Raw genomic sequence first — 25992 nt, 5'->3', positions numbered from 1 at the left:
TCTCCGGACGGGTTTGTCCGGCCCCGCTCCGGGCGCCGGCGCCGGCGTGGTATTCCTCGCTCAGGGGACGTGCGCATTCGCCAGCAGCGGCGGGCGGCGGGGGAAGTCAGGGGGCGGATGGTACTCGGTGGCGGGGCGGAACTGCTGCGCAGAGAGGAAAGCTCGCCACGGGCGACCTTCCTGGAGCTCTTCCTGGACCTGGTCTACGTCTTCGCCCTGACCCGGGTGTCGCAGCGGCTGGTGCACGACCTCACCGCACTCGACCACGAGGTCTTCCTCGAGGCGCTCCGCGCGATGGTACTGCTGCTGGCCCTCTGGCTGCTCTGGTCGATGACCACCCTGATGACCAGCCGTTTCGACCCGGAGCGGCCACTGGTGCAGGCAATCGTGGTGGTCACCATGTTCAGCTCGATGGTGATGGCGGTCGCCGTACCCAGGGCGTTCGGCGAGCACGGGCTGATGTTCGCGCTGGCCTACCTGATGCTCCAGTTCGGCCGGCCGTTCCTGCTGGGGCTCACCCTGCGCGGCGACCCCCGGCAGCGGATCTCCGTACGGCTGGTCTTCTGGTCGCTCTGCACCGCACCGCTCTGGGTCGGCGGAGCACTCGTCGGCGGCGACCTCCGGCTGCTGCTCTGGGGCGTGGCGCTGGTCACCGACTACCTGGGGCACCGGCTGCGCTGGCCCACCCCGAGGCTCGGCTCGTCGAGGAGTCCGGAGTGGATCTTCGCCGGCGAGCACATCGCCGAGCGGTACCAGCAGTTCTTCCTGATCGCCCTCGGCGAGTCGATCCTGGTCACCGGCTTCGCCTTCAGCGGCGGCGAGTTCACCGCCGCCCAGTCGGCGGCCTTCCTGATCGCCTTCACCACCACGGTGCTGCTCTGGCGGATCTACTTCTTCCAGGCCGGGCTGATGCTGGCCGAGGGGTTCGCCACCGCCCGGGACCCGACCCGGTTCGCCTGGTCGGCCACCTACACCCACCTGGCGATCGTGGCCGGGGTGGTCACCACCGCGGTCGGCTACGAACTCGTGGTGGTCCGCCCGCTCGGGCACACCGACGGCGCCTGGGTCGGGGTGATCGTCGGCGGCCCGGCGCTCTTCCTGGCCGGCCGGGCCCGGTTCGGGTACGAGGTCTTCGGCACGCTGCTTCCGTCCCGGCTGATCGGCATCGCCGCGCTGCTGGCGGTGGCGCCCGGGATGCTCTTCCTGCCGCCGCTGGCCGTCGCCGGCACGGTGAGCACGATCCTGTTCGGCATCACCCTGCACGACCTGTTCCGGGTCCGGGGCGGGCGCCAGAGGCCCGCCGCCTCGCCGCTCTGAGCGGCCCGGTCGAGATCATCTCGTGGTCGGGATCGTCTCCTGGTCGGGATCATTTGGTGGTCGGGCGGGCGCGCACGTGCAGCCGTTCGCCCTGCGGCCCGAAGAGCGAGAGGACCTCGGCGACCCCCGGCCCGGGGTTGGAGATGTGGTGCGGGATCCGGGTGTCGAACTCGGCTACCTCGCCGGGGGTCAGGATCAGGTCGTGCTCGCCGAGCCGCAGCCGCAGCCGGCCGGAGAGCACGTAGAGCCACTCGTAGCCCTCGTGGGTCTGCTGCTCCGTCTCGCTCGGGGTGTTCGGCGGAAGGATCTGCTTGAACGCCTGCAGACCGCCCGGCCGGCGGGTCAGCGGGAGGAACGTGACGCCGTGCCGGACGATCGGGCGCGGGTGCACCCGTGGGTCGGCCGTGGCCGGCGCGTCGACCAGCTCGTCCAGGGAGACCTGGAAGGCCCGGGCGAGCGGCAGCAGCAGTTCGAGCGTCGGCTTGCGGCCACCGGATTCCAGCCGGGACAGGGTACTCACCGAGATGCCGGTGACCTCGGCGAGCTGGGTCAGCGTGCTGCCCCGCTGGGTACGCAACGCGCGCAGCCGGGGGCCGACCGATGCAAGTGCGAACTCCTCCTCGTTTGCCATACCGGCAAGGATAGTTGCCGATCTGCTCCCCGCGTCGCACGGTGGGGCGGAACACCGAAGAAGGGGAGCGGAGCATGGACAGGACCTACGACGTGGTGGTGGTGGGCGGCGGCGCCGCCGGACTGGCCGGAGCCGTCGCGCTGGCCCGGGCCCGGCGCTCGGTGCTGGTGGTGGATGCCGGAGCGCCTCGCAACGCACCCGCCGACGGCGTGCACAACTACCTCGGCCGGGAGGGCAGCCCACCGGCGGAACTGGTCGCGGACGGTCGTGCCGAGCTGGCCCGGTACGGCGGCGAGACCCTCGACGGTCGGGTCGAGGCGGCCACCCGGGACGGCGACGGCTTCCGGCTGAGGCTGGACGGCGGAGCCGAGCTGCGGGCCCGGCGGCTGCTGGTGACGACCGGACTCGTCGACGAGCTGCCCGAACTGCCGGGGCTGGCCCAGCGGTGGGGCCGCGACGTGCTGCACTGCCCCTACTGCCACGGCTGGGAGGTGCGGGACCGCCGGATCGGCGTACTGGTGGCCGGACCGATGCCGGTGGCACTGCACCAGGTGAACCTGTGGCGGCAGTTGAGCCCGCACGTGCTGCTGCTGACCCAGGACGCCCCGGCCCTGGAGCCGGCCGACGCCGAACTGCTCGCGGCGCGCGCCATCCCGGTGGTACCCGGCCGGGTCGCCGGCCTGGAGATCGCCGACGACACCCTCACCGGGGTACGCCTGGCCTCGGGCGAGGTCGTCGCGCTCGACGTGCTGGTGGTCGCGCCCCGGTTCACCGCCCGGGCCGGAGTGCTGGAGTCGCTCGGAATCAAGCCGGTCGAGGTGGAGATGGGCGGTCACGTCGTCGGCAGCCAGATCCCGGCCGACCCGGGCGGGCTGGCCGCACCCGGGGTCTGGGTGGCGGGCAACGTGGCGGACGTACGCGCCCAGGTGATCTCGGCCGCCGCGTCCGGCCTGCTCGCCGGTGCCGGGATCAACGCCGACCTGGTCGCCGAGGAGACCCGGGAGGCCGTCGAGTCCTACCGGCACCAGGTGCACACCATCTTCGAGCAGGAGGGCTGGGAGGAGCGCTACCGGGCCCGCCCGGCGATCTGGAGCGGACGCCCCAACCCGCAACTGGTGGCCGAGGCGGCCGGGCTGGCACCGGGCCGGGCCCTCGACGTCGGCAGCGGAGAGGGTGCCGACGCCATCTGGCTGGCCGAGCGGGGTTGGCAGGTGACCGGGGTGGACATCTCGACCACGGCACTCGGCCGGGCCGCCGAGCACGCCGAGGCGGCCGGTGCCGAGATCGCCGCCCGGATCGAGTGGCAACACGCCGACCTGCGGGCGCAGCCACCCGAGCCGGGCCGGTACGACCTGGTGTCGTCGCAGTACATGCACCTGCCCGGGCAGACACGGCGGGAACTGTTCGCCCGGCTCGCCGCCGCGGTGGCTCCCGGCGGCACCCTGCTGATCGTCGGGCACCACCCGTCCGACCTGCACACCTCGACACACCGGATGCACTTCCCGGACATGATGTTCACCGCCGAGGAGGTCGCGGGCGCGCTCGACCCGGCCGACTGGGCCGTACTGGTCGCCGAGTCCCGGCCCCGGTCGGTGCTGGATCCGGAGGGGCGTGAGGTCAACATCGCCGACGCCGTGCTGGTCGCGCGCCGCCAGCGGTAGCGCCGGAACCGGGGCGTCCGGGGCATCGACCCCCGGACGCCCCCGCCGGCCGGCGACACACCCAGGGCTGGCCTCCAACCACCTGCCGGCTGTCCTGACCGTCCGTACTTTGTGCTGGTTGCACGGCCACGAGATTGGCTCGGGGCCGGATCGTCGAGCAGGGCTCGCACCCGGAACTGCTCGCCCTCGGCGGTGTCTACGCCGAACTCTCCGAGCTGCAGGCCGCGCCTACCGTTAGGCGCGGCTGTCCGAGCCGATCAGCCGGTGCCGGGCCGGTGCCAGGGCTGCACGTTGAGCCGCTGACCGGGGGTCGACCTGCTCAGGCGGTACCCACGAACTGGCTCACGTGGTACGCGGTGCTCCTGCCGTCCGGCCCCCGGGTCCATTTGGAGACCATCAGGTGCAGGTCGTTCGAGTTCCGGCTGGACCAGGGGTGGATGAAACCGCCGTACAGCGCGGGCTCCTGCCACGGGTAGACCTGGACCTTCTCGGCGGTCCAGACCCGGTCGGGGCCGGTGGCGGTACGGGTGACGATGCAGCCGGTGACGCAGTTGAGGTAGGCCATTACCCAGGTACCGTCGGCCAGCCGGCGAACCGAGGGCTCTCCGAAGCGGCCGGTCAGGATCGGCGAGCACGGCCGGCCCCAGCCCCAGTCGCTGCCGTTCCAGCCCCAGCCCTGGTACGACTCGGGATAGAACATCCGGTCCCAGCGGACCCGGCGCAACATCATCGGGCCGTCCTGCCGGCCGGACCGCACCGAGAAGACATACACCCAGTCGCCGTCGCGCTGCATCGTCCACATCTGGAACGGGTCGGTGTTGCTGCCGTTGTTCCACCACTTCAGCGGCGTACGGACGAAGTCGTTGCCGTTGTCGGAGTAGGCGAGGCCGGCGTAGCGGGTCCGCCAGTGTGGCGCGTTCCAGTTCTCGATGCTCATGTACGAGATCAGTTGCCGGCCGGTCTCCGGGAAGCTGATCCCGTCGTTGGGGATGATGGTGACCTCCCAGAGACCGTCGATGCCGGTTCCGTTGTGGCCGTTGTGCATCAGTTCCGGGGCACGGCCGTTGCCGGCGACCCGGGCGGCGCTGTCGAAGACGATGCCGCCGGCCGATCCCGGATGGACGGCTGACCGCAGCATGACCGGGGAGCGCCAGTCGTTGGGCAACGGCGGGCCCTCCGGCCACGGGGTGTCGAAGGTGTCGCCGAAGAGGTACCCGATGGATCCGTTCTCCAGCACGTACGGGATGCCCAGGTCGGTGCCGGCCACCCGCCACCGGCTGTTGGTGTCCAGGTCGGCGCCGGTCAGGCGCTTCTTCCAGGTGGCGGCGTGGGCGGTGCCGGGAAACGCGAGGGTCGACCCGATCGACGAGGCGGCACCGACCGCCGCCATCCTGCCGAGGAACGAGCGACGGTTGAGTGTCATCCCTGTCCTTCCCGGTGCCAAACGGCGCCTCCCGGGGCGCAATTGAAGAAATGTTTCATCGATGTCGATGATCAAGTCAAGTACCTGCATAGCCGGGCCTCGCCGCCCCGGTCCCAGTCGGGCGGCGGCGGAATCTCTGGCGGACGGGCCGGTACCCGCGCCGAGGCCGAATGCAGAGCAACTACGCTGCGGCCTACTGGGGCGGTGGCTGCCCGACCGGGCCGGGACCAGGAGATTGTCCGTCACCGACGCCGTGTGCTCGGGCTCGGCGCATCGACGGCCGACCGGACCGGGCGCTGGAGCGCTCCGGGCGGTCGTGCGAGATGCTTCGAGTGCCCCCGGTGGGATTCGAACCCACACTGTCGATCTTTTGAGAATCGCGCCTCTGCCGTTGGGCTACAGGGGCCTGGCGTCGATAAGACTACCCACTACGCTGAGGGCGGCGACACCCGGCTGGGCAGGTGTCGGAAATGTAGTTGGGGGTAGGGGCTCGTGGCCGACATTCAGGCTGGTACCGAGCGTAGGCGGGTGTTGATCGCCGAGGACGAGGCGCTCATCCGGCTGGACCTGGCCGAAATGCTGGTCGAGGAGGGCTACGACGTCGTGGGGGAGGCGGGCGACGGCGAGACCGCGGTGCGCCTCGCCGAGGAGTTGAAGCCCGATCTCGTCATCCTCGACATCAAGATGCCCATCATGGACGGGCTGGCCGCGGCGGAACGGATCGCCGGTGGCCGGATCGCCCCGGTGGTCATCCTGACCGCGTTCAGCCAGCGTGATCTGGTCGAGCGGGCGCGGGCTGCCGGCGCGATGGCGTACCTGGTCAAGCCGTTCCAGAAGAGCGACCTGGTGCCGGCGATCGAGATCGCGCTGTCGCGCTACTCGGAGATCGCCGCCCTGGAGGCCGAGGTGGCCGGCCTGACCGACCGCCTGGAGATCCGTAAGACGGTGGAGCGGGCCAAGGGCGCGCTGATGACGACCTACGGGATGACCGAGCCGCAGGCGTTCAAGTGGATCCAGCGCACCGCGATGGATCACCGGATGACGATGCGCGAGGTGGCCGAGCGGATCCTCGCCGAGGGCACCGGCACGGAGCCGGCCGACGCGGGCTGAGCACCCCTGCCCCGGCCGGCGCCGTCTTCCGGAGCCCGTGCGCGACTTGTCCAGGTACCGGCCCGCCCGTCGACGACAGACACTGCTGTCCGAAATGCCGGTTTCGCGGTATGGCCCGCCGTGTACGCCCGCACCTAGGATGCGGCGCATGGGGATCCGGATCTCACGCGCCACCGGCCGGCACGGTCGGCTCCGCCGCCCAGTCGCCGCCGTGCTGCTCGGGCTGGTGCTGGTCGCGGCCGGCTGCGAACGCCCGCCGGAGGAGCCGGACCGCGTGCTGACGCTCGGGTGGCAGCCGGTGACCCTGCCCGTCCCGTCCGGCCTGTCGGGCCGGTTGATGCTCCGCGACATCGCCACCTGTGCCGGTCGGTGGTACGTCGTCGGCGCGATCGCCAACCCCGAGGAGGGTGTCCGGGACGCGGGCACCCAGCCCGTCGCCTGGACCAGCCCGGACGGGCGTTCCTGGACCTCGCTCCGGCTGACTCCCCGGTCCTACTACGGCGAGCGCAGCGTCCTCTACTCGGTGGCCTGCACGGACGGCGGGGCGGCGATGATCGGCGCGAAGCGCGGCGGGGCGCACGCCAACCCCCGGGTCAGCACCTGGCGGCAGGTGGCGGACGGGTCGCTGGCCGAGGTGCCGGCGCCGTTCGAGCTGTACGGCGGCCCGCAGGCGATGGACGTGGCCCGGATCGGCGCGGGTCCGGATGGCTGGCTGATCGCCGGCAACCGGATGACCGGGGCGGCGGTCTGGCGCTCGCCGGACGCCGGCGGGTTCGAGATCATCGAGGCCGCACCCGGCCTGGCAAACGACGATCGGGGTGAGACCTGGGCGTTCGAGGGGATCGCCGCGCCACAGGGATGGTTGCTGGTCGGCGGCATCGTCCGGGCCGGCCGGACGGATCGGGACCCGCTCGCCTGGACCTCGCCGGACGGGCGGCAGTGGCAACGGCTCGACCTTCCGGCGACCGACGACTACGAGGAACTCCAGCGGGTCGTCCTGCTCGACGGCGCGCCGGTGGCGGTCGGGTTGCGGGGCGACGCCTTCGGCGCGTGGCGCGGCCCGGCGTCACCGGCCGGATCGCCCACCGGCCCGACAACGGCCGGCCCGACAACGGCCGGCCCGACAGCGGCCGGCTCGACGACGGTCGACTCGACGACGACCGGCCCGACAGCGGCCGGCTCGACGGCGGCGGCGACCGGTGCCGGCGATGCCGCGTCCGCCGGTTGGAGCGCGGTTGGGCGGTTCGGCGTCGCCGGTCGGAACGGGGTGCCCCGGGTACGCGCACTCACCTCCGTCGGGGCCCGGCTGCTGGCCGCGACCTCTGACGGAGCCGAACACCAACTGTGGGCATCTGATAACGCAGGGTCAACATGGCTCCGGGTCACCGCTCCGGCTCCGATGCCTGCCGGGGTCTACCAGGATGTCGCCGTACGCGCCGACAATGAGCACATTCTGCTGGTCGTCGACGACGGGGAGCGCAGCGGGCTCTGGATCGCGGATGCGGCGTCCACCGGCGGATAGGGTCCCGTGGAAGGGTCGTATGTTACGGACAAGGGGCCTGCTGCACTCGTGTTCGTAACGGTTTGGCAAGCCCGAGCATTAGCTCTTCCGGGACGGATTACGCCTCCGCTACGCTGCGCCATCACGAGCCGTAGCGCAGGTGTGCGGTTCAGGTTCGGGACGGCGGCGCGGAGGCCATGCCGTCACCGATGCCGCACCCTGTATCTGGAGGAGGTCATTAGCCGTGAGGCGAAAGAATGTACGGGCCGTCGGCACCGCCGCACTGGCGGTGGTGGCGATGCTCGCCGCAGCCGGTTGCCAGGATTCCGGCGGCGGCACCGCGGATGGCGACAAGGAGTGTGGTGGCAAGATCGCCATCTTCGGCGCGTTCACCGGTCCGAACGCCGGTCTGGTGACCCCGTCGCTCAACGGCGCGAAGCTGGCCGTCAAGGAGCACAACGCCGCCAACCCGAACTGCCAGGTCACCCTGCAGGAGTTCGACACCCAGGGCAACGCCGACCAGGCCACCCCGGTCGCGAGCCAGGTCGCCCAGGACGCCTCCTTCACCTCGGTGATCGGCGGCCACTTCTCGGCTGAGACCAAGGCGACGATGGGCACCTACCAGGCCGCCGGCCTGGTCATGGTCAGCCCGTCGGCGACCGCCGCCGAGCTGACCACCCTCGGCAACAAGAACTTCTTCCGGGTCGTCGGCAACGACAACACCCAGGGTGGCGCCGCGGTCACCTACATCAAGGACGTACTCAAGGCGCAGAAGGTCTTCGCGATCGACGACAGCCAGACGTACGGCGCGGGCATCATCGCCGAGGTGAAGAAGGGCCTCGGCCCGATCGTGGTGGCGGAGGACAAGGTCCAGGCGGACCAGCAGAACTTCGACGCGACCATCTCGAAGATCAAGTCCGCCAACCCGGACGTCATCGCCTACGCCGGCTACACCAACGAGGCTGCCCCGCTGCTCAAGCAGGCCCGGGCCGCCGGTGTGACCGCCAAGTTCCTCGGCTTCGACGGCCTCTACGACCCCGGCTTCCCGAACGGTGCCGGTGAGGGTGCCGCCGAGGGCGCGATCGTGACCTGCCCCTGCCTGCCCGCCGACAAGGCCGGTGGCACCTTCGCCGCCGACTTCCAGAAGGAGTACGGGCTCGCGCCGGGCTCCTACGGCGCCGAGGGCTACGACGGCGCGAAGATCCTGCTGGAGGGCTACGCCGCCGGCAAGACCAGCCGCGAGGAGCTGGTCGAGTGGGTCCGCAGCTACGACAAGCAGGGTGTCTCGAAGTACCTGAAGTTTGACGCGAGCGGCGACGTCGACCGCTCTCGTGTGGTCATCTGGGCCTACGAGGTCAAGGCCAAGCAGTTCGTGGCCCAGCAGGAGATCAAGCTCAGCTGAGCCAGGTAACCGACGTGCGGCCGGGGGAATCCCCCGGCCGCACGCGGTGTAAAAGGGAGACTTCGTGAACTTCGATGAACTCTTCGGGCATCTCGGCCAGCACACCGTTGACGGTTTGGCAAAGGGCTCGATCTACGCGCTCGTGGCGCTCGGTTACACCCTGGTCTACGGCGTACTCCGGCTGATCAACTTCGCCCACTCCGAGGTCTTCATGGTGGGGACCTTCGCGGTCCTCGGCGTGTGGAGCATGCTCGGTGCGACCGACGGCGCGTCGATCGGCATGTTGTTGCTGCTGCTCCTCGCGGGCCTGGCCGCCGGGGCGCTCGCCTCCGGCGCCACCGCCGTCGCGGTGGAGTTGGTGGCCTATCGACGCCTCCGGCGGATGAACGCTCCACCGCTGATCTTCCTGATCACCGCGATCGGGCTGTCGCTGGCCATCTCCGAGGCGTTCGGTGTCTGGCAGGGCCGGCTGATCAAGGGCATGCCGAACGTGATCGAGCGGGAGGTCTGGCTGACGATCGGCAACACCCAGATCACCAACACCCAGGTGATCACGGTGGGTGCCGCGTTGCTGATGATGGCCGCGCTGGACCAGTTCATCAACCGGACGCGGTACGGCCGGGGTGTCCGCGCCGTCGCACAGAACCCGGACACCGCCGCGCTGATGGGCGTGAACAAGGACCGGGTGATCCTGTTGATCTTCCTTCTCGGCGGACTGCTGGCCGGTGCCGCGGCGCTGCTCTACAACATCCGGTACGGCAACACCCGGTTCAACGTCGGCTTCCTGCTCGGCCTCAAGGCGTTCACGGCGGCCGTACTCGGCGGTATCGGTAACCTGCGGGGCGCCCTGCTCGGCGGGTTCCTGCTCGGCATCGTCGAGGTCTACGCGGCGACCCTCACCTCGTCGAACTGGGAAGACGTGGCCGCGTTCGTCGTGCTGGTGGTCGTGCTGCTGTTCCGGCCGACCGGCCTGCTGGGAGAGTCGTTGGGGAGGGCACGGGCATGACCGACACCATCCGGAACGTGACCGGTCGGGTGAGCGGGCTGACCGGCCAGATCGGCGAGCGGTTCCGCGCGCTGCCGAAGTGGCAGCGGGTGCTGACCTTCCTCGCCTTCCTCGCCTTCCTCTACTACCTTCCACTGCTCGGCATTCCCGGGCTCACCTGGCTGCGCACCGACTCGATCCCCGGTGGCAACAACTGGGCGGGTGTGCTCTTCACCTGCGCCATCTACGTGCTGATCGCGATCGGCCTGAACGTGGTGGTCGGGCTCGCCGGCCTGCTCGATCTGGGGTACGTCGGCTTCTACGCCATCGGCGCGTACTCCGTGGCCCTCTTCGGCTCGAAGCAGTCGCCGGTGGTGAAGGCGTTGCAGAGCCAGTTCGGGCTCTCCGAGAACTGGTCGGTGGCCTGGGCGATCTGCATCCCGCTGGCCATCGCGCTGACGATGATCTCCGGGGTGATCCTCGGCTGGCCGACGCTGCGGCTGCGCGGCGACTACCTGGCCATCGTCACCCTGGGCTTCGGTGAGATCATCCGAATCGTCGCCCGGAACGTCAACTGGACCGGTGGCCCGTCCGGCATCGCGGGGATCCCGGGACCGCAGGGCGCGCCGTCACCGGACAACGACATCTTCGGTCTGATCGACATGAAGCCGTGGTACTGGCTGGCGCTCACCGTCGGCATCGTGCTGATCTTCGCGGTGCGGGGGCTGGAGCGCAGTCGCGTCGGCCGGGCCTGGCTGGCGATCCGGGAGGACGAGGACGCCGCCGCGGTGATGGGGGTGTACGGCTTCAAGTTCAAGCTGTGGGCCTTCGCCATCGGTGCCGCGCTCGGCGGCATGTCCGGCTTCCTCTTCGCCAGCCGGAACGCCTTCATCGAGCCCAACCAGTTCAACGCACTGCTCTCCATCCTGTTCGTCGCGATGGTGGTCGTCGGCGGCGCGGGCAACATGGCCGGGGTGGCGCTCGGCGCCTTCCTGGTGGCGTACCTGCCGGAGCGGTTCCGGGACTTCGCGGAGTACCGGTACCTGGTCTTCGGTGTCGCCCTCGTGCTGATCATGCTGCTCCGGCCGCAGGGTCTGATCCCGAGCCGGCGTCGCGCCCGTGAGCTGAAGGATCGGTCAGAGGAGGTGTCCGCCAATGCCTGACGACGAGATCAAGGACGAGATCCAGGCGTTGTCCGAGGACGAGCTCAAGGACGAGATCAAGATCGGCGGGGCGGTGCCCCGGCAGCGGGAGGTACTCGTCGACGTCGACCACCTCACCCTGCGGTTCGGCGGTGTTGTCGCGCTCGACGACGTCAGCTTCCAGATCTACAAGGGCGAGATCATCGGGCTGATCGGGCCGAACGGTGCCGGCAAGACCACCTGCTTCAACGCCATGACCGGGGTCTACCGCCCCAGCGAGGGCGAGGTGCGGTTCGACGGCACCCGGGTCAGTGGTCGCAAGCCGCACCAGATCAACCGGATGGGCATCGCGCGGACCTTCCAGAACATCCGGCTCTTCCCGGAGATGACCGCGCTGGAGAACGTGATGGTGGGCACCGACTCACAGCACTTCACCAGCGTGCCGGGGGCGCTGTTCCGGCTCTACCGGGTCCGGCCCAAGCCGGAGGAGCTTCCGGTGGTGGACTCGGAGGTTCCGCTCTACCGCGCCTGGCAGAAGGTCCGGCGCACCTGTGCCAAGATCTTCGGCATCTCCCGGCACACCCTGGAGGAGCGGGCCGGTGAGCGCAAGGCGCTGGCACTGCTCCGCTTCGTCGGCATCGGGAACCGGGCCAACGAACTGGCCCGCAACCTGCCGTACGGCGACCAGCGGCGGCTGGAGATCGCCCGCGCGTTGGCCACCGAGCCGAAACTGCTCTGCCTGGACGAGCCGGCCGCCGGCTTCAACCCGGCGGAGAAGGAGGAGCTGCTCCAGCTCATCCGGCGCATCCGCGACCTCGGCTACACCGTGCTGCTCATCGAGCACGACATGCGGCTGGTGATGGGTGTCACCGACCGGATCGTCGTGCTGGAGTTCGGCAAGAAGATCGCCGAAGGGTTGCCCGCCGAGGTGCGGGAGAACCCGAAGGTGATCGCGGCCTACCTGGGGGTGCCGGCAGATGCTGCTTGAGATCGAGAACCTGACCCTGCTGTACGGCCGCATCGAGGCACTGCACGGCATCAGCCTGCACGTGGACGAGGGCGAGATTGTGGCCCTGATCGGCGCGAACGGCGCCGGCAAGACCACCACGATGCGAGCCATCTCCGGGCTGCGGCCGGTGGCCAAGGGCCGGATCCGGTTCGCCGGTGAGGACATCACCAACCTCCGGGCGGACCTGCGGGTGGGCCGGGGCATCTGCCAGTCGCCGGAGGGTCGGGGCGTCTTCCCCGGCATGACGGTGCTGGAGAACCTCGACATGGGGGCGTACACCCGGCGGGACAGCGCGGGGATCGCCGCCGACCTGGAGCGGGTGTTCGGGCTCTTCCCCCGGCTGGCCGAACGCCGCAAGCAGGCCGGTGGCACGCTCTCCGGCGGCGAGCAGCAGATGCTGGCGGTGGGGCGGGCGTTGATGAGCCGACCCAAGCTGCTGCTGCTGGACGAGCCGTCCATGGGGTTGGCCCCGATGGTGATCCAGCAGATCTTCGAGATCATCACGGAGATCAACCAGCAGGGCACCACGGTCCTGCTGGTGGAGCAGAACGCCCAGCAGGCGCTCTCCCGGGCACACCGCGGTTACGTGCTGGAGACCGGGCGGATCGTCAAGGAGGGCAGCGGCCAGGAACTGCTGCACGACCCGGCGGTCAAGGAGGCCTATCTCGGGGTCGCCTGATCCCGTACTCGACAGGCCCCGGTCCGGTTCGCCGGACCGGGGCCTGCCGCGTCTGCCGGGGCCGCTACCCGGGTCTGCCGGGGCCGCTACCCGCAGGCCCGCCGCATGGCCCGGCGGTGAGTGCGCTGTCGGGGGTTCGGACTAGAGTCGCCTATCGTGACAGCCTCCACGCCGCGCCTGCTGCTGCTCGACGGTCATTCGCTCGCATATCGGGCGTTCTTCGCCCTTCCGGTGGAAAACTTCTCCACCACCACCGGGCAGCCGACCAACGCGGTCTACGGCTTCACCTCGATGCTGATCAACGTGCTCCGCGACGAGCGTCCCACCCACATCGTGGTGGCCTTCGACGTCTCCCGGCGGTCGTTCCGGACCGAGCGCTACCCCGAATACAAGGCCGGCCGGTCCGAGACGCCGGGCGAGTTCGCCGGCCAGGTCAGCCTGATCAAGGAGGTGCTGGCCGCGCTCCGGGTGCCGACGGTGGAGAAGCCCGGCTACGAGGCCGACGACGTGCTCGCCACCCTCGCCTTCCAGGGCCGGGACGCCGGCATGGAGGTGCTGATCTGCACCGGCGACCGGGACGCCTTCCAACTCGTCGACGACCGGATCACCGTGCTCTACCCCCGCAAGGGCGTCTCCGACCTGGCCCGGATGGACCGGGCGGCGGTCACCGAGCGCTACGGTGTCGGCCCGGAGCAGTACCGCGACCTCGCTGCACTGGTCGGCGAGACCAGCGACAACCTCCCCGGCGTGCCGGGGGTGGGCCCGAAGACGGCCGCGAAGTGGATCCTCCAGTACGGCGGCGTCGAGGGTGTGGTCGCCCGGGCCGACGAGATCAAGGGCAAGGCCGGCGACAACCTGCGCGAACGGCTCGCCGACGTGATCCGGAACTATGAGCTCAACTGCCTGGTCTCCGACCTGGAGCTGCCGCTGCGGGCCGAGGAGACCCGCTGGGCGGGCTGGGACCGGGAGGCGGTGCACCAGGTCTTCGACACCCTGGAGTTCCGCATCCTGCGGGACCGGCTCTACCAGTACCTCGACGCCGTGGAGCCGGAGGCCGAGTCCGGGTTCGACCTCTCCGGCAAGGTCCTGCCGACCGGCGAGGTGGCCGGCTGGTTCGCCGAGCACGTGCGGCCGGGCACTCCGGTCGGGGTCGCCGTCGCCGGTTCGTTCGGCCGGGGCACCGGCGCGCTGACCGGTGTCGCCCTGGCCACCGCGACCGGGGTGGCCGGCTGGTTCGACCCGGCCACCCTGGCCCCGGCCGACGAGGCGGCGGTGGCCGACTGGCTCGGCGACCCGCAACGGCCGAAGGTGCTGCACGACAGCAAGCCGGCCCGGCTCGCCTTCGCCGCGCACGGCTGGACGCTGCGCGGGGTGGCCCGAGACACCGCGCTCGCCGCCTATCTGGCCCGCCCCGACCAGCGCTCCTACGACCTGACCGACCTCGCCCTGCGTTACCTGCACCGCGAGCTGAAGGTCGACGCGCCGGAGACCGGCCAGCTCACCTTCGACGGCCTCGGCAACGACGGCGAGGTCGAGCAGAACCTGATGCTCCGGGCCCGGGCCACCCTGGACCTGGCCGACGCGATCGCCGCCGAACTCTCCCGGGACGGCGAGCAGTCCGCCCGCCTCCTCGACGAGGTGGAACAGCCGCTGGTCGACGTGCTCGCCGCGATGGAGCGGACCGGCATCGCCGCCGACACCGACTACCTGTCGGAGCTGGAGGCGCACTTCGCCGGTGAGGTGAAGGCGGTCGCCCAGGCGGCGTACGGGGTGATCGGGCGGGAGTTCAACCTCGGCTCGCCCAAGCAGTTGCAGGAGATCCTCTTCACCGAACTCGGCCTGCCCAAGACCAAGAAGATCAAGACCGGTTACACCACCGACGCCGACGCCCTGCAGTGGCTCTACGCACAGCAGCCGCACCCGCTGTTGGAGCACCTGCTCCGGCACCGCGACGTGGCCCGGCTCAAGTCCACGGTCGACGGTCTGCTCAAGTCGGTCTCCGACGACGGCCGGATCCACACCACGTTCCACCAGACGGTGGCGGCGACCGGCCGGCTCTCCTCCACCGACCCCAACCTGCAGAACATCCCGATCCGCACCGAGGAGGGCCGGCGGATCCGCCGGGCCTTCGTGGTCGGGCCGGGCTACGACTGCCTGCTCACCGCCGACTACAGCCAGATCGAAATGCGGATCATGGCGCACCTCTCCTGCGACGCCGCGCTGATCGAGGCGTTCAACTCCGGCGCCGACTTCCACGCCGCCACCGCCTCCTCGGTCTTCGGGGTGTCGGTGGCCGAGGTGACACCGGACCAGCGGCGCAAGATCAAAGCGATGAACTACGGCCTGGCGTACGGGCTGAGCGCGTTCGGCCTCGGCCAGCAGCTCGGGATCGCCGCCGACGAGGCACGCGCGCTGATGGAGGAATACTTCAGCCGTTTCGGCGGGGTCCGGGACTACCTCCAGACCGTGGTGAAGAAGGCGGTCAAGGACGGCTACACCGAGACCATCCTCGGCCGGCGGCGCTACCTGCCCGACCTGGTCAGCGACAACCGGCAGCGTCGGGACATGGCCGAGCGGATGGCGCTCAACGCCCCGATCCAGGGTTCCGCGGCCGACATCATCAAGGTGGCGATGCTGCACGTCGACACCGCGCTGCGCGATTCCGGCCTGCGCTCCCGGATGCTGCTCCAGGTGCACGACGAACTCGTCTTCGAGGTGGCCCCCGGCGAGCGGGCCGATCTGGAGGCGCTGGTCCGGCGCGAGATGGGCGGCGCCTATCCGCTGGCCGTACCGCTAGAGGTCTCGGTCGGCGTCGGTTCGGACTGGAACAGCGCCGACCACTGACCGCCTCGGCCGGCCGGGGTCAGCGGCGCCGGTTCCGGCCCGAGGAGCGTTCCGCCTCCCGGTGCCGCTGCACCGCCTTGCGGGAGGGTCCGCCCACCGCCGGCAGCGGCGCCTTCAGCGGATCGTGGCCCCAGTTCATCAGGGAGTAGCGCCACTTCGTGTTCCGTACGTCCCCGGCCGGGCGCTGCGCCATGTGCCGCCGTACGTACCCGACGACCTTGCGCATGTGCGCGAAGTCGCGGTCGGTGAACTGGTTCGCCCGCTTGCGCAGCAGGTCGATGATGCGCCGGCCGGACTCGTGCCCGACCGACTCGCCGCCGCTGCCGCGCCTGCGCCAGCCCACCGCCTTCGAGTCGTCGGTCGCCAGCCACTTGCCCAGCTCGCCCGGGTTCATGTTCACCGCGTCCCGGAACTCCCGGACGGTGTCCCGGCCGTCGTCGTCCCGGCTACTCATCGAACAACGCCTCCGGCTTGTGTACCGCGTCCCGCCCGTCGTCGGTGCGGACCCGGTACTGCGGGTTCTCCTTCGAGGCGGCGACGGTGCGCTTCCCGGCGTACGTCCGTTCGGTGATCTCCTCCTGGACGGTGCCGTGCGCACTGGAACCGTGGCTGCGCCAACTGACCCGGTCGCCCTTGTGCAGCTTCCTTCGCTCTGGCATACCGGGGTCTACCCGGCGGCTCGCAGCGGTAACCGGAACGCCACCGGAAGCGGGAACCGGACTTACGGGGTGATGTCGCCGATCGGCAGCTTGATCGGGAACGGCTCCGTCAGTTCCAGCACCTCGTCGGCCTCGGCGAGCAGTTCGTACTCCCGGTTGCCGCTGCGTCCGGGCCGGTCGGCCAGCCGGTACGCGTACACCCGGACCGGGTCCTGCTCCACCCGCCAGTAACAGGCGATGCCGGCGGCGGCGTACTCGGCCGGCTTGCTGAACCGGTCGGTTCGGCGGGTGCCCGGGGAGACGATCTCGACGGCGAGCAGCACCTCGTGCGGCAGCAGGAAGTGCCGGTCCGCCGTGACCTCGGCCCGGTGGACCAGGACGTCCGGTTCCCGGGTGAAGTCCGGGCCCAACGCGACCCCGACCGCCTGGGTCACCCGCAGGTGATCGGGTGCGTGCCGGCCCAGCCACCGGCGCAGCAGGTAGGAGATGTTCTGATGGCCCAGGGTGGGGGAGGGGACCACGTGGATGACTCCGTCGACGAGTTCGACCCGGGGGGCGTCCGGCGGCAGGTGCAGCAGGTCTTCCAGCCGGTAGCCGGCCTGGCGCTGCCGGACCGGATCCGGCTGCCAGGGGCCGGGCATCTCGGCGACCGGCTCAGCGCTCATCGGCCCAGCATACTGAGCCGGCCCGATGTCAGGCGTCCGTGCCGTCGGGTTTGTCGCAGACGAAGATGGCGGTGCCGGGGAAGAGTCGACCGCGCAGTGGACTCCACTGCCCCCAGACCTGGTCGTGTCCGGCCGGCCACTCCGGCTCCACCACGTCGCGCAGGACGAAGCCGGCACCGACGATCTCGCGTACCCGGTCGCCGAGGGTGCGGTGCTGCTCCACGTAGCTGGGGGTGCCGGTGGCGTCCTGCTCGACGTACGGCCGGCGGTCGAAGTAGGAGTGCGTGGCGACAAGTCCACCCTCGCCCGGGTCGTCGAGGAAGATCCACCGCATCGGGTGGGTGACCGAGAACACCCACCGGCCGCCGGGGCGGAGTACCCGGTACACCTCGCGCAGCGCCGCCGCCGAGTCGGCCACGAACGGGATCGCGCCGAACGCCGTACAGACGATGTCGAAGCTGGCTGCCGGGAACGGCAGCGCCAGGGCGTCGGCCTGGACCAGCGGCACGCGTACCCCCGAGGTGGTGGCGCCGAGCGCGGCGTGCCGCAACATGCCGGCGGAGAGGTCGAGGCCGACCGGCCGGGCACCCTCGGTGGCGAGCCAGCGGGCCGCCGAGGCCGCGCCGCAGCCGAGTTCGAGCACCCGCCGGCCGGTCAGCTCGCCGAGCAGCCGGGCGTCGGCCTCGCGCAGCCCCTCCGGGCACCAGACGAAGTCCACCTCCCCCAGGAACGCGCCGTGTTCGGCCTGGTAGTCGTCGGCGTCCGCGTCCCACCAGCGGCGGTTGGCCGACCGGCTCTCGCCGTCGCTGACCGGGCGGCGGAGCACGCCGGGCAGGTCGTCCTCGGGCTGTTCGGCCAGGGTGTTCTCGGGCACCCCGCAACGCTAGTGCCAGGCGCGGGCCCGGGTGCGGACCGGGTCGGTGGCCACGCCGGGCCAGCCGGGTGCGGCACGGGCCGCTTGCCGGCGGCGGCGCGGGGTAGGGTGCCAGGCGCGGCGGCTACGACAGATGTGCGGCGCCCCGGCGACATCTTCCCGAGCAGTGGACAGCGGATCTCATCACGTGCGGGGAGGGCTTGCATGCTGTGGTAATGCGCACGGTAAGCTGTTCGATGCGCTCGCGGATCGTGTGCCTCGGCAGGGAGCAGGTCCGCGGTCGTCGGATGATCCCAGTGGTCGGAGCAGTGACCGCCCGGGCCTCCTGACGACGGATCCGCAGGCGTAAAGGGTCACCGCGACACAAACCTGCTGTGACATCCATCCGACCGGAGCAACCGCCCACATGACGAGCAGCATCGAGGCCCCCTCGAGCGCCACCAAGGTCACCGTCGACGACCTCGGTTCCGAGGAAGCTTTCCTCGCCGCGATCGACGAGACCATCAAGTACTTCAACGACGGCGACATTGTCGAAGGCACCGTCGTCAAGGTCGATCGGGACGAGGTCCTGCTCGACATCGGCTACAAGACCGAGGGCGTCATCCCCTCGCGCGAGTTGTCGATCAAGCACGACGTCGACCCCGCCGAGGTGGTGTCGGTCGGTGACCACATCGAGGCCCTCGTCCTCCAGAAGGAGGACAAGGAGGGGCGGCTGATCCTCTCGAAGAAGCGGGCCCAGTACGAGCGCGCCTGGGGCACGATCGAGAAGATCAAGGACGAGGACGGCGTCGTCCGCGGCTCCGTCATCGAGGTGGTCAAGGGCGGCCTCATCCTGGACATCGGGCTGCGTGGCTTCCTGCCCGCGTCCCTGGTCGAGATGCGTCGGGTGCGGGACCTCCAGCCGTACGTCGGCCGGGAGCTCGAAGCCAAGATCATCGAGCTGGACAAGAACCGCAACAACGTGGTGCTGTCCCGCCGGGCCTGGCTCGAGCAGACCCAGTCCGAGGTGCGCACCGAGTTCCTCAACAAGCTCCAGAAGGGCCAGGTCCGCAAGGGCGTCGTCTCCTCGATCGTCAACTTCGGCGCCTTCGTCGACCTTGGCGGCGTGGACGGCCTGGTGCACGTCTCCGAACTCTCCTGGAAGCACATCGACCACCCGTCCGAGGTTGTCGAGGTCGGCCAGGAGGTCGAGGTCGAGGTGCTGGACGTCGACCTCGACCGCGAGCGGGTCTCGCTGTCGCTGAAGGCGACCCAGGAGGACCCGTGGCGTCAGTTCGCCCGTACCCACGCGATCCAGCAGATCGTGCCGGGTAAGGTCACCAAGCTGGTGCCGTTCGGTGCGTTCGTCCGGGTGGACGACGGCATCGAGGGTCTGGTGCACATCTCCGAGCTGGCCGAGCGCCACGTGGAGATCCCGGAGCAGGTCGTCCAGGTCGGCTCGGACGTCATGGTCAAGGTCATCGACATCGACCTGGAGCGGCGGCGGATCTCGCTCTCGCTCAAGCAGGCCAACGAGGGCTTCGTCGAGGGCGAGGAGCACTTCGACCCGACCCTCTACGGCATGACCGCGACCTACGACAACGAGGGCAACTACATCTACCCGGAGGGCTTCGACCCGGAGACCGGGGAGTGGCTCGAGGGCTTCGACAAGCAGCGGGAGGCCTGGGAGCAGCAGTACGCCGAGGCTCGCAACCGCTGGGAGGCGCACACCAAGCAGGTGCAGAACTCCCGGGCGGCCGACGCCGAGGCTGCGGCCAACCCGACCCCCGCGCCCGCCGGCACCGGTGGTGGCGGTGGCGGCACCTCGTCCAGCAGCAGCGCCCCGGCCCGCCAGGCCGAGGAGCCGGCCGGCACGCTGGCCACCGACGAGGCGCTCGCCGCACTGCGGGAGAAGCTCGCCGGCGGCAAGTAACCGACCCGGAGTACCCGCGGCGAAGGCCCGCTTCCCCGACCGGCTCGACCGGTCCGGGAGGCGGGCCTTCCCGTTCCCGCCCTCTGCTGTTCCGTGTTCTTCCCGCCTTCCCGGGTCGTGGAATCCCGAAGATCTTGGCGGGTGGACGCCGATCGGGTTGACTGGACCGGTGCTGAAGGTCGGACTCACCGGTGGAATCGGTTCGGGCAAGAGCGTCGTCGCGGCCCGGCTGGCCCGGCTCGGGGCGGTGGTGGTCGACTCCGACCGGATCGCCCGGGAGGTGGTCGAACCCGGTACCGACGGGCTGCGGGAGGTGGTGGCCGCGTTCGGCGCCCGGGTGTGTGCCGAGGACGGCACCCTGGACCGGGCGGCGCTCGGCGAGATCGTCTTCGCCGACCCGTCGGCCCGGGCCAGGCTGGAGGCGATCATCCACCCCCGGGTACGCCGACGCAGTGCCGAACTGGTGCACGCGGCGGCGCCGGACGCGATCGTGGTCAACGACGTACCGCTGCTGGTCGAGGTGGGGCTCGCTCCGACGTACCACCTGGTGCTGGTGGTACAGGCTGCCGAGGCGACCCGGGTGCAGCGGCTGGTCCGGGACCGGGGCATGACGGTCGAGCAGGCGAGGCAGCGGATCCGTGCCCAGGCCGGTGACGAGCGGCGGGCCGCTGCCGCCGACGTACTGCTGGACAACGATGGTGAGCTGACCGAGCTGCACGCCGCGCTGGAGGTGCTGTGGCGGGACCGGCTGACGCCGTACGAGCGCAACGTCCGCCACCGCCGGCCGGTACGGGCCAGCGAGGCGCGACTGGTCGAGCCCGACCCCGACTGGCCGGTCCAGTACCGGCGGCTGGCCGCCCGGATCCGGCACGTCGTCGCCCCGACCGAGGTACGCGTCGACCACATCGGGTCGACCTCGGTGCCCGGGCTGGCGGCCAAGGACATCGTCGACATCCAGGTCGGCGTGACCTCGCTGGCCGAGGCCGACGCGTTCGCCGACCGGCTCGCCGACGCCGGCTTCCCGCGCTGCCCCGGCCAGTGGGCTGACAACCCCCGTCGGCCCGGCGACACCTCCCGGTGGGAGAAGCGGCTGCACGGCAGCGCCGACCCCGGCCGGCTGGTCAACCTGCACATTCGGGAGATCAACTCGCCCGGCTGGCGGTTCGCGCTGCTGATGCGTGACCACCTGCGGGCCGACCCGGAGCGCCGGGCCGACTATCTGGCCCTGAAGCGGCGGCTGGCGGCGGCCGGCCCGGATCTGGACACCTACGCCGAGGCGAAGGAGCCGTGGTTCGACCTGGAGCACCGGTACGCCGAGGAGTGGGCGGCGGCCGTCGGCTGGCGACCGGCGCCACCCGAGGAGGGGGCCTGAGAGCTGTCGATGATGCCGCCGGAGATGGCGCTCGCGGCGGCCGGTCTGCGCTCTGCGCGACCGCATCGGTGCGCTCGCCGGCCTGAGCCGGGGCTGCAACTCCTGCGCCGGATGCGACGCAGCCGGTGTGGCGGCTGTGTCGCAGACCCGGTCGGCCGCCGCGAGCGGCCTACCCTAGAACGGTAGCGCGGTGAACTTTTGCACACAATGACGATATCGAAGCCGATCGTGTACCCACCGTGGCCCGGCGGTTTGTCACACCGTCGGCGTACGGTTGAGGTCATGGCGCTCGACATTCCGCGGCTCGACGGCCGCTTCCAGGTGATCTCCGAGTTCCAACCCTCGGGTGACCAGCCGACCGCCATCGACGACCTCGAGCGGCGGGTGCGTCGGGGCGATCGGCACAGCGTGCTGCTCGGCGCGACCGGCACCGGCAAGAGCGCGACCGCGGCGTGGCTGATCGAGCGGTTGCAGCGGCCCACCCTGGTGCTGGCACCCAACAAGACCCTCTGTGCCCAGCTCGCCAAGGAGTTCAGCGAGCTGCTGCCGCGCAACGCCGTCGAATACTTCGTCTCCTACTACGACTACTACCAGCCCGAGGCGTACATCCCGCAGACCGACACCTACATCGAGAAGGACTCCTCGATCAACGAGGAGGTCGAGCGGCTGCGGCACGCCACCACGATGTCCCTGCTGACCCGGCGGGACGTGGTGGTGGTCGCCACCGTCTCGGCGATCTACGGCCTGGGCACCCCGCAGGAATACCTGGACCGCTCGGTGCGGATCCAGGTCGGCCAGGAGGTCGAACGGGACAAGCTGCTCCGCCGGCTGGTCGACGTGCAGTACACCCGCAACGACATGGCGTTCAACCGGGGCACCTTCCGGGTCCGGGGCGACACGCTGGAGATCATTCCGGCGTACGAGGAGCTGGCGCTCCGGATCGAGTTCTTCGGCGACGAGGTGGAGAAGCTCTACTACCTGCACCCGTTGACCGGCGAGGTGGTCCGGGAGGTGGACCATCTGCTGATCTTCCCGGCCACCCACTACACAGCCGGTCCGGAGCGGATGGAACGGGCGCTCGCCGACATCGAGGTCGAGCTGGCCGAGCGGCTGGCGGAGCTGGAGCGGCAGGGCAAGCTGCTGGAGGCGCAGCGGCTGCGGATGCGCACCACCTACGACGTGGAGATGATGCGCCAGGTCGGCTTCTGCTCCGGCATCGAGAACTACTCGATGCACATCGACGGCCGGTCGCCGGGCAGCGCACCGCACTGTCTGCTCGACTACTTCCCCGACGACTTCCTGACCGTGATCGACGAGTCGCACGTCACCATCCCGCAGATCGGCGGCATGTACGAGGGCGACGCCTCCCGGAAGCGGATGCTTATCGACCACGGCTTCCGGCTGCCCAGCGCCGCCGACAACCGGCCGCTGCGCTTCGACGAGTTCCTGGACCGGGTCGGCCAGATGGTCTTCCTCTCCGCCACCCCCGGCCCGTGGGAGCTGGAGCAGGCCAAGGGTGAGGTGGTCGAGCAGGTGATCCGGCCGACCGGCCTGGTCGACCCCGAGGTGGTGGTGAAGCCCACCAAGGGGCAGATCGACGACCTGATGCACGAGATCAAGCTGCGCACCGAGCGGGACGAGCGGGTGCTGGTCACCACGCTGACCAAGAAGATGGCCGAGGACCTCTCCGACTATCTGCTCGAGCACGGCATCCGGGTCCGCTACCTGCACTCCGAGGTCGACACGCTGCGCCGGGTGGAACTGCTGCGCGAGCTGCGTAAGGGCGACTACGACGTACTTGTCGGGATCAACCTGCTCCGGGAGGGCCTGGACCTGCCCGAGGTGTCGCTGGTGGCGATCCTCGACGCCGACAAGGAGGGCTTCCTGCGCAGCGGCCGGTCGCTGATCCAGACCATCGGCCGGGCCGCCCGGAACGTCTCCGGCCAGGTGCACATGTACGCCGACAAGATGACCCCGTCGATGGCCGAGGCGATCGAGGAGACCAACCGGCGTCGGGCCAAGCAGGTCGCGCACAACGAGGCGAACGGGATCAGCCCGGAGCCGCTGCGCAAGAAGATCCACGACATCCTGGACGACATCTACCGGGAGGCCGAGGACACCGAGGGGGCGACCACCCGGGTCGGCGGCGCGGTGCGGCAGATGTCCCGGGGCAAGGCGCCGACGCCGGAGACCCGCAGCCGGGGCCGGGTCGGTGCCGCTCCGGCCCGGGAGGGGATGGCCCGGGCCGAACTGGCCCAACTCATCCAGGAACTCAACGACCAGATGCTCGCCGCCGCCCGGGAGTTGCAGTTCGAACTCGCCGCCCGGATCCGCGACGAGGTGTCCGAGCTGAAGAAGGAACTACGCGGGATGGACGCGGCCGGGGTCAACTGACCACCCGCCACCGGGCGTTGTCGTCGGGGTCGGCCCCGTCAGGCGTACCGGTTGAAGCCGCCCTCGGAGTCGATCACCTGCCCGGTCACCCAGCGGCCGTCCGGCGAGCAGAGCCACTCGACCAGCCGGGCGGCGTCGTCCGGCTGGCCCCACTCGCCGCCTGGAAAGAGATAGCCGCTGGCGGCCATCTCCTCCGGTGATGCCCAGCCGGTGTCGGTCGGCCCCGGGTTGACGCAGTTCACCGTGATGCCCCGGGGCATGAGCAGTGGAGTCAACTGCCGGGTCAGGTTCTCCACTCCGGCCTTGCTGGCCGCGTACGCCAGCTCGTCTGGCATCGGCCCGAGCCGTTGGCCGCTGGAGAAGAGCACCATCCGACCTCCGGAGCCGGCATCGAACGCCGCTGCGAACGCCTCGGCAAGGAGCAGGTTCGCCCGCACGTTCACCACGAGGTGCCGGTCGATCTCGGCCGCGTCGAGCTTGCCCAGCGGGGTGGGCGTCGAGTAGGTGTGCGCCGCGACGAGCACGTCGATCCGGCCGTGGGCGCGTACCGCCGTCTCGACAAGTTCGGCGGGGGCGGTCGGCGAGCTCAGGTCGGCGGCCCGGTACCGGGCCAGGTCAGGATCGCCGGTCAGCCGCTCCAGTTCGGCGAGCAGCGCCGGGATGCCCTCGGGATCGCCGCCGTACGGCTGCGCCTCGTCGTACCCGGGTAGCCCGGTCAGCTGGAGACGGTAGCCGGCGGCGGCGAACCGCCGGGCGACCGCGGCGGCGATCCCCGCCCTGCGACTGACTCCGGTTACCAGCGCGACCCGTTCTGCCATGCCGCAGAGTCAACCCGATCCACCTCGTCCAGGCCAGCGCGAATCACCTCCAGTGGCCGGCGATCCCGGCGGTACGGCAACGCGGTACCGGCCGGTGAGGGTACGGCGACCGGTAGGTGACCGTCGGCGGTTGACTGGCATGATCGACGGATGACTGGCAGGGCACGCCCGGCTGGCCCCCGCCGGAGCGCCGGAGCCGTCACCGGCATCAACGTCGACAGTGGAGGATCGAGCCGACGGTGGAGGGCCGGAGCCGACAGGAGGGAACCCGGGTCGACGGTGCGGTCCGGGGCGGGAGTAGAACTGCTGTCGACAGTGGAGGCAGTGTCGGCGGGCGGGGCGGATCGCAGGGGTCCGGGCGCGCGGGCGACGGTGGCACCGGGCAGCATGAGAACCGGGACCTGACAGAGAGGTGGGGAGGGCGGCATGAAGGAGCTGATCGGCAGCCACGACCTGTTGTTCGTCACCCTGGACACACTCCGCTACGACGTGGCCGAGGAACTGGCCGCGACCGGGCGTACGCCGAATCTGGCGCGTGCGCTGCCGGGCGGGGTCTGGGAGCGGCGGCACAGTCCGGCCAGCTTCACCTACGCGGCGCACCAGGCGTTCTTCGCCGGCTTCCTGCCCACGCCGACCACACCCGGTCCGCACACCCGGCTCTTCGCGGCGGCCTCCCCGAGCAGCGAGTCCACCGGTGAGCAGACCTGGACCTTCGACGCCCCGGACGTGGTACGGGCCCTCGCCGAGGCCGGTTACCACACCGTCTGCGTGGGCGGGGTCGGCTTCTTCAACAGCAGGTCCCCGCTGGGCGGGGTGCTGCCGGCCCTCTTCACCGAGGCGCACTGGGAGCCCGAGTTCGGCGTCTCCGCACCGCGGTGCTTCGAGGCGCAACTCGACCGGATCGCCACCGTGGTGCCGACGGTGCCGGAGGAGCGGCCGCTCTTCCTCTTCGTCAACGTAGCCGCGATCCACCAGCCGAACCGGCACTACCTGCCCGGCGCCGACCGGGACTCCCGGGAGAGCCACGCCGCCGCACTGGAGTACGTCGACAGGCACATCGGGCGGCTCTTCGCCCTCGCCACCTCCCGGGGCCGGCCCTGCCTGGTGCTGCTCTGCTCCGACCACGGCACGGCGTACGGCGAGGAGGGGCACAGCGGTCACCGGCTCGGTCACGAGGTGGTGTGGACCGTGCCGTACGGGCAGTTCGTCCTCGAACCAGGCGACTGGGGCAAGCCCGGCGACTGGCCCGGGCCGGATCAGTCGGAGTGACCGGATCGCCCCTGCGGCAGTACGTCGACGAAGTGCTCGACCACCGGCGGAGCGGCGAAGTACGGGCCGATCAGCGAGCGCCAGGTGTCGAACCGCTCGGTGGCCCGGAAGTTCTCCAGGTGGGCCTCGACCGAGTCCCACTCCACCAGCAGCACGAACCGGGACGGCGACTCGATCCCCCGGGTCATCCGGACGGACCGGCATCCGGGGGTACCGGCCAGCGTCGGGTGACCCTTGGCGTACGCCTCGGCGAACGCCTCCTCCTGACCGGCAAGCACCTCGATCAGGGCAACCTCCAGCACCATTGCCGCAGCATGGCACGGCC

At 70.6% G+C, this 25992-nt stretch carries 22 protein-coding genes and 1 tRNA gene; 14 read left to right on the top strand and 9 right to left on the bottom strand.

The genetic code is table 11. The features are described from left to right. Window positions 1-117: 117 nt before the first annotated feature. Window positions 118-1317 carry a low temperature requirement protein A gene (locus CLT71_RS11275; RefSeq protein ID WP_101367062.1) on the top strand — a complete coding sequence of 400 codons (1200 nt, stop codon included), beginning with the start codon at window positions 118-120 and terminating at the stop codon, window positions 1315-1317. 49 nt (window positions 1318-1366) lie between these two features. Here CLT71_RS11275 and CLT71_RS11270 read toward each other — a convergent pair whose 3' ends face one another. Then, window positions 1367-1948: a helix-turn-helix domain-containing protein gene (locus CLT71_RS11270; protein WP_101367061.1), complete on the bottom strand. Its 582-nt coding sequence runs from the start codon at window positions 1946-1948 to the stop codon at window positions 1367-1369. Window positions 1949-2022: 74 nt separating this feature from the next. Between CLT71_RS11270 and CLT71_RS11265 the strand changes: the two genes are divergently transcribed. Continuing rightward, on the top strand, window positions 2023-3609 hold the full coding sequence (locus CLT71_RS11265; protein WP_101367060.1) for a methyltransferase domain-containing protein: 1587 nt from the start codon (window positions 2023-2025) through the stop codon (window positions 3607-3609). A gap of 319 nt (window positions 3610-3928) precedes the next feature. On the opposite strand, the gene CLT71_RS11260 is transcribed toward CLT71_RS11265, so the two are convergent. Together CLT71_RS11260 and CLT71_RS11255 are read right to left on the bottom strand one after the other, a co-directional pair. Next, window positions 3929-5032, bottom strand: coding sequence for a glycoside hydrolase family 183 protein (locus CLT71_RS11260; protein WP_101367059.1), 1104 nt, complete (start codon window positions 5030-5032; stop codon window positions 3929-3931). Between the two features lie 333 nt (window positions 5033-5365). Next, window positions 5366-5438, bottom strand: a tRNA-Leu gene (locus CLT71_RS11255). Between the two features lie 86 nt (window positions 5439-5524). On the opposite strand from CLT71_RS11255, the gene CLT71_RS11250 reads away from it, so the two are divergent. The 8 genes from CLT71_RS11250 (at window position 5525) to polA (ending at window position 15704) form a co-directional block, all read left to right on the top strand. Continuing rightward, window positions 5525-6142: a response regulator gene (locus CLT71_RS11250; protein WP_101367058.1), complete on the top strand. Its 618-nt coding sequence runs from the start codon at window positions 5525-5527 to the stop codon at window positions 6140-6142. Window positions 6143-6290: 148 nt separating this feature from the next. Further along, window positions 6291-7664 carry a hypothetical protein gene (locus tag CLT71_RS11245; RefSeq protein ID WP_101367057.1) on the top strand — a complete coding sequence of 458 codons (1374 nt, stop codon included), beginning with the start codon at window positions 6291-6293 and terminating at the stop codon, window positions 7662-7664. Between the two features lie 223 nt (window positions 7665-7887). Then, window positions 7888-9045, top strand: coding sequence for a branched-chain amino acid ABC transporter substrate-binding protein (locus CLT71_RS11240; RefSeq protein ID WP_101367056.1), 1158 nt, complete (start codon window positions 7888-7890; stop codon window positions 9043-9045). Between the two features lie 64 nt (window positions 9046-9109). After that, complete coding sequence (locus CLT71_RS11235) at window positions 9110-10051, top strand: branched-chain amino acid ABC transporter permease (RefSeq protein ID WP_101367055.1); 942 nt, start codon at window positions 9110-9112, stop codon at window positions 10049-10051. Between the two features lie 50 nt (window positions 10052-10101). After that, complete coding sequence (locus CLT71_RS11230) at window positions 10102-11193, top strand: branched-chain amino acid ABC transporter permease (protein ID WP_486483665.1); 1092 nt, start codon at window positions 10102-10104, stop codon at window positions 11191-11193. Further along, window positions 11186-12160, top strand: a complete 975-nt coding sequence (locus CLT71_RS11225; RefSeq protein WP_101367053.1) for an ABC transporter ATP-binding protein — start codon at window positions 11186-11188, stop codon at window positions 12158-12160. The genes CLT71_RS11230 and CLT71_RS11225 overlap by 8 nt, the downstream gene beginning before the upstream one ends. Next, window positions 12150-12860: an ABC transporter ATP-binding protein gene (locus tag CLT71_RS11220; RefSeq protein ID WP_101367052.1), complete on the top strand. Its 711-nt coding sequence runs from the start codon at window positions 12150-12152 to the stop codon at window positions 12858-12860. The genes CLT71_RS11225 and CLT71_RS11220 overlap by 11 nt, the downstream gene beginning before the upstream one ends. Window positions 12861-13016: 156 nt before the next feature. After that, complete coding sequence (polA, locus tag CLT71_RS11215; protein ID WP_101367051.1) at window positions 13017-15704, top strand: DNA polymerase I; 2688 nt, start codon at window positions 13017-13019, stop codon at window positions 15702-15704. A 19-nt stretch (window positions 15705-15723) separates the two neighbouring features. On the opposite strand, the gene CLT71_RS11210 is transcribed toward polA, so the two are convergent. The 4 genes from CLT71_RS11210 to CLT71_RS11195 all read right to left on the bottom strand — a co-directional run bounded on the left by CLT71_RS11210 (window position 15724) and on the right by CLT71_RS11195 (window position 17902). Then, window positions 15724-16158: a DUF3140 domain-containing protein gene (locus CLT71_RS11210; protein WP_101367050.1), complete on the bottom strand. Its 435-nt coding sequence runs from the start codon at window positions 16156-16158 to the stop codon at window positions 15724-15726. After that, window positions 16151-16363 carry a hypervirulence associated TUDOR domain-containing protein gene (locus tag CLT71_RS11205; RefSeq protein ID WP_101367049.1) on the bottom strand — a complete coding sequence of 71 codons (213 nt, stop codon included), beginning with the start codon at window positions 16361-16363 and terminating at the stop codon, window positions 16151-16153. The genes CLT71_RS11210 and CLT71_RS11205 overlap by 8 nt, the downstream gene beginning before the upstream one ends. A 62-nt stretch (window positions 16364-16425) precedes the next feature. Next, window positions 16426-17028: a Uma2 family endonuclease gene (locus CLT71_RS11200; protein ID WP_101367048.1), complete on the bottom strand. Its 603-nt coding sequence runs from the start codon at window positions 17026-17028 to the stop codon at window positions 16426-16428. Window positions 17029-17056: 28 nt separating this feature from the next. Next, complete coding sequence (locus CLT71_RS11195) at window positions 17057-17902, bottom strand: class I SAM-dependent methyltransferase (protein ID WP_486483195.1); 846 nt, start codon at window positions 17900-17902, stop codon at window positions 17057-17059. A gap of 406 nt (window positions 17903-18308) precedes the next feature. Between CLT71_RS11195 and rpsA the strand changes: the two genes are divergently transcribed. The 3 genes from rpsA to uvrB all read left to right on the top strand — a co-directional run bounded on the left by rpsA (window position 18309) and on the right by uvrB (window position 23580). Continuing rightward, complete coding sequence (gene rpsA, locus CLT71_RS11190) at window positions 18309-19814, top strand: 30S ribosomal protein S1 (RefSeq protein WP_101367047.1); 1506 nt, start codon at window positions 18309-18311, stop codon at window positions 19812-19814. A gap of 169 nt (window positions 19815-19983) precedes the next feature. Then, the gene (coaE, locus tag CLT71_RS11185) at window positions 19984-21186 is read left to right on the top strand and encodes a dephospho-CoA kinase (RefSeq protein ID WP_101367046.1); all 1203 of its coding nucleotides are present in this window, start codon (window positions 19984-19986) and stop codon (window positions 21184-21186) included. A gap of 282 nt (window positions 21187-21468) precedes the next feature. Further along, a complete protein-coding gene (gene uvrB / locus CLT71_RS11180) occupies window positions 21469-23580 on the top strand; it encodes an excinuclease ABC subunit UvrB (RefSeq protein ID WP_101367045.1) in 2112 nt (703 codons plus the stop codon). A 38-nt stretch (window positions 23581-23618) separates the two neighbouring features. On the opposite strand, the gene CLT71_RS11175 is transcribed toward uvrB, so the two are convergent. Further along, window positions 23619-24398, bottom strand: a complete 780-nt coding sequence (locus tag CLT71_RS11175) for an SDR family oxidoreductase (RefSeq protein WP_101367044.1) — start codon at window positions 24396-24398, stop codon at window positions 23619-23621. Between the two features lie 426 nt (window positions 24399-24824). Between CLT71_RS11175 and CLT71_RS11170 the strand changes: the two genes are divergently transcribed. Beyond that, window positions 24825-25667 (top strand): STM4013/SEN3800 family hydrolase, encoded by an 843-nt coding sequence (locus CLT71_RS11170; RefSeq protein WP_101367043.1) that lies wholly within the window; start codon window positions 24825-24827, stop codon window positions 25665-25667. Here the strand turns inward: CLT71_RS11170 and CLT71_RS11165 are convergent. Beyond that, window positions 25655-25972: an antibiotic biosynthesis monooxygenase family protein gene (locus CLT71_RS11165; RefSeq protein WP_101367042.1), complete on the bottom strand. Its 318-nt coding sequence runs from the start codon at window positions 25970-25972 to the stop codon at window positions 25655-25657. The genes CLT71_RS11170 and CLT71_RS11165 overlap by 13 nt on opposite strands. Between the last annotated feature and the right edge of the window lie 20 nt (window positions 25973-25992).

The sequence above is a fragment of the Plantactinospora sp. CNZ320 genome (assembly GCF_002846275.1).
This window is presented reverse-complemented; position numbering and strand designations above follow the sequence as displayed.

Bases quoted from the DNA above. Each gene is read 5' to 3' on its own strand.
- CLT71_RS11275 (WP_101367062.1), top strand. From the start codon at position 118: ATGGTACTCGGTGGCGGGGCGGAACTGCTGCGCAGAGAGGAAAGCTCG.
- CLT71_RS11270 (WP_101367061.1), bottom strand. From the start codon at position 1,948: ATGGCAAACGAGGAGGAGTTCGCACTTGCATCGGTCGGCCCCCGGCTG.
- CLT71_RS11265 (WP_101367060.1), top strand. From the start codon at position 2,023: ATGGACAGGACCTACGACGTGGTGGTGGTGGGCGGCGGCGCCGCCGGA.
- CLT71_RS11260 (WP_101367059.1), bottom strand. From the start codon at position 5,032: ATGACACTCAACCGTCGCTCGTTCCTCGGCAGGATGGCGGCGGTCGGT.
- CLT71_RS11245 (WP_101367057.1), top strand. From the start codon at position 6,291: ATGGGGATCCGGATCTCACGCGCCACCGGCCGGCACGGTCGGCTCCGC.
- CLT71_RS11225 (WP_101367053.1), top strand. From the start codon at position 11,186: ATGCCTGACGACGAGATCAAGGACGAGATCCAGGCGTTGTCCGAGGAC.
- CLT71_RS11220 (WP_101367052.1), top strand. From the start codon at position 12,150: ATGCTGCTTGAGATCGAGAACCTGACCCTGCTGTACGGCCGCATCGAG.
- CLT71_RS11210 (WP_101367050.1), bottom strand. From the start codon at position 16,158: ATGAGTAGCCGGGACGACGACGGCCGGGACACCGTCCGGGAGTTCCGG.
- CLT71_RS11205 (WP_101367049.1), bottom strand. From the start codon at position 16,363: ATGCCAGAGCGAAGGAAGCTGCACAAGGGCGACCGGGTCAGTTGGCGC.
- CLT71_RS11200 (WP_101367048.1), bottom strand. From the start codon at position 17,028: ATGAGCGCTGAGCCGGTCGCCGAGATGCCCGGCCCCTGGCAGCCGGAT.
- rpsA (WP_101367047.1), top strand. From the start codon at position 18,309: ATGACGAGCAGCATCGAGGCCCCCTCGAGCGCCACCAAGGTCACCGTC.
- uvrB (WP_101367045.1), top strand. From the start codon at position 21,469: ATGGCGCTCGACATTCCGCGGCTCGACGGCCGCTTCCAGGTGATCTCC.
- CLT71_RS11175 (WP_101367044.1), bottom strand. From the start codon at position 24,398: ATGGCAGAACGGGTCGCGCTGGTAACCGGAGTCAGTCGCAGGGCGGGG.
- CLT71_RS11170 (WP_101367043.1), top strand. From the start codon at position 24,825: ATGAAGGAGCTGATCGGCAGCCACGACCTGTTGTTCGTCACCCTGGAC.
- CLT71_RS11165 (WP_101367042.1), bottom strand. From the start codon at position 25,972: ATGGTGCTGGAGGTTGCCCTGATCGAGGTGCTTGCCGGTCAGGAGGAG.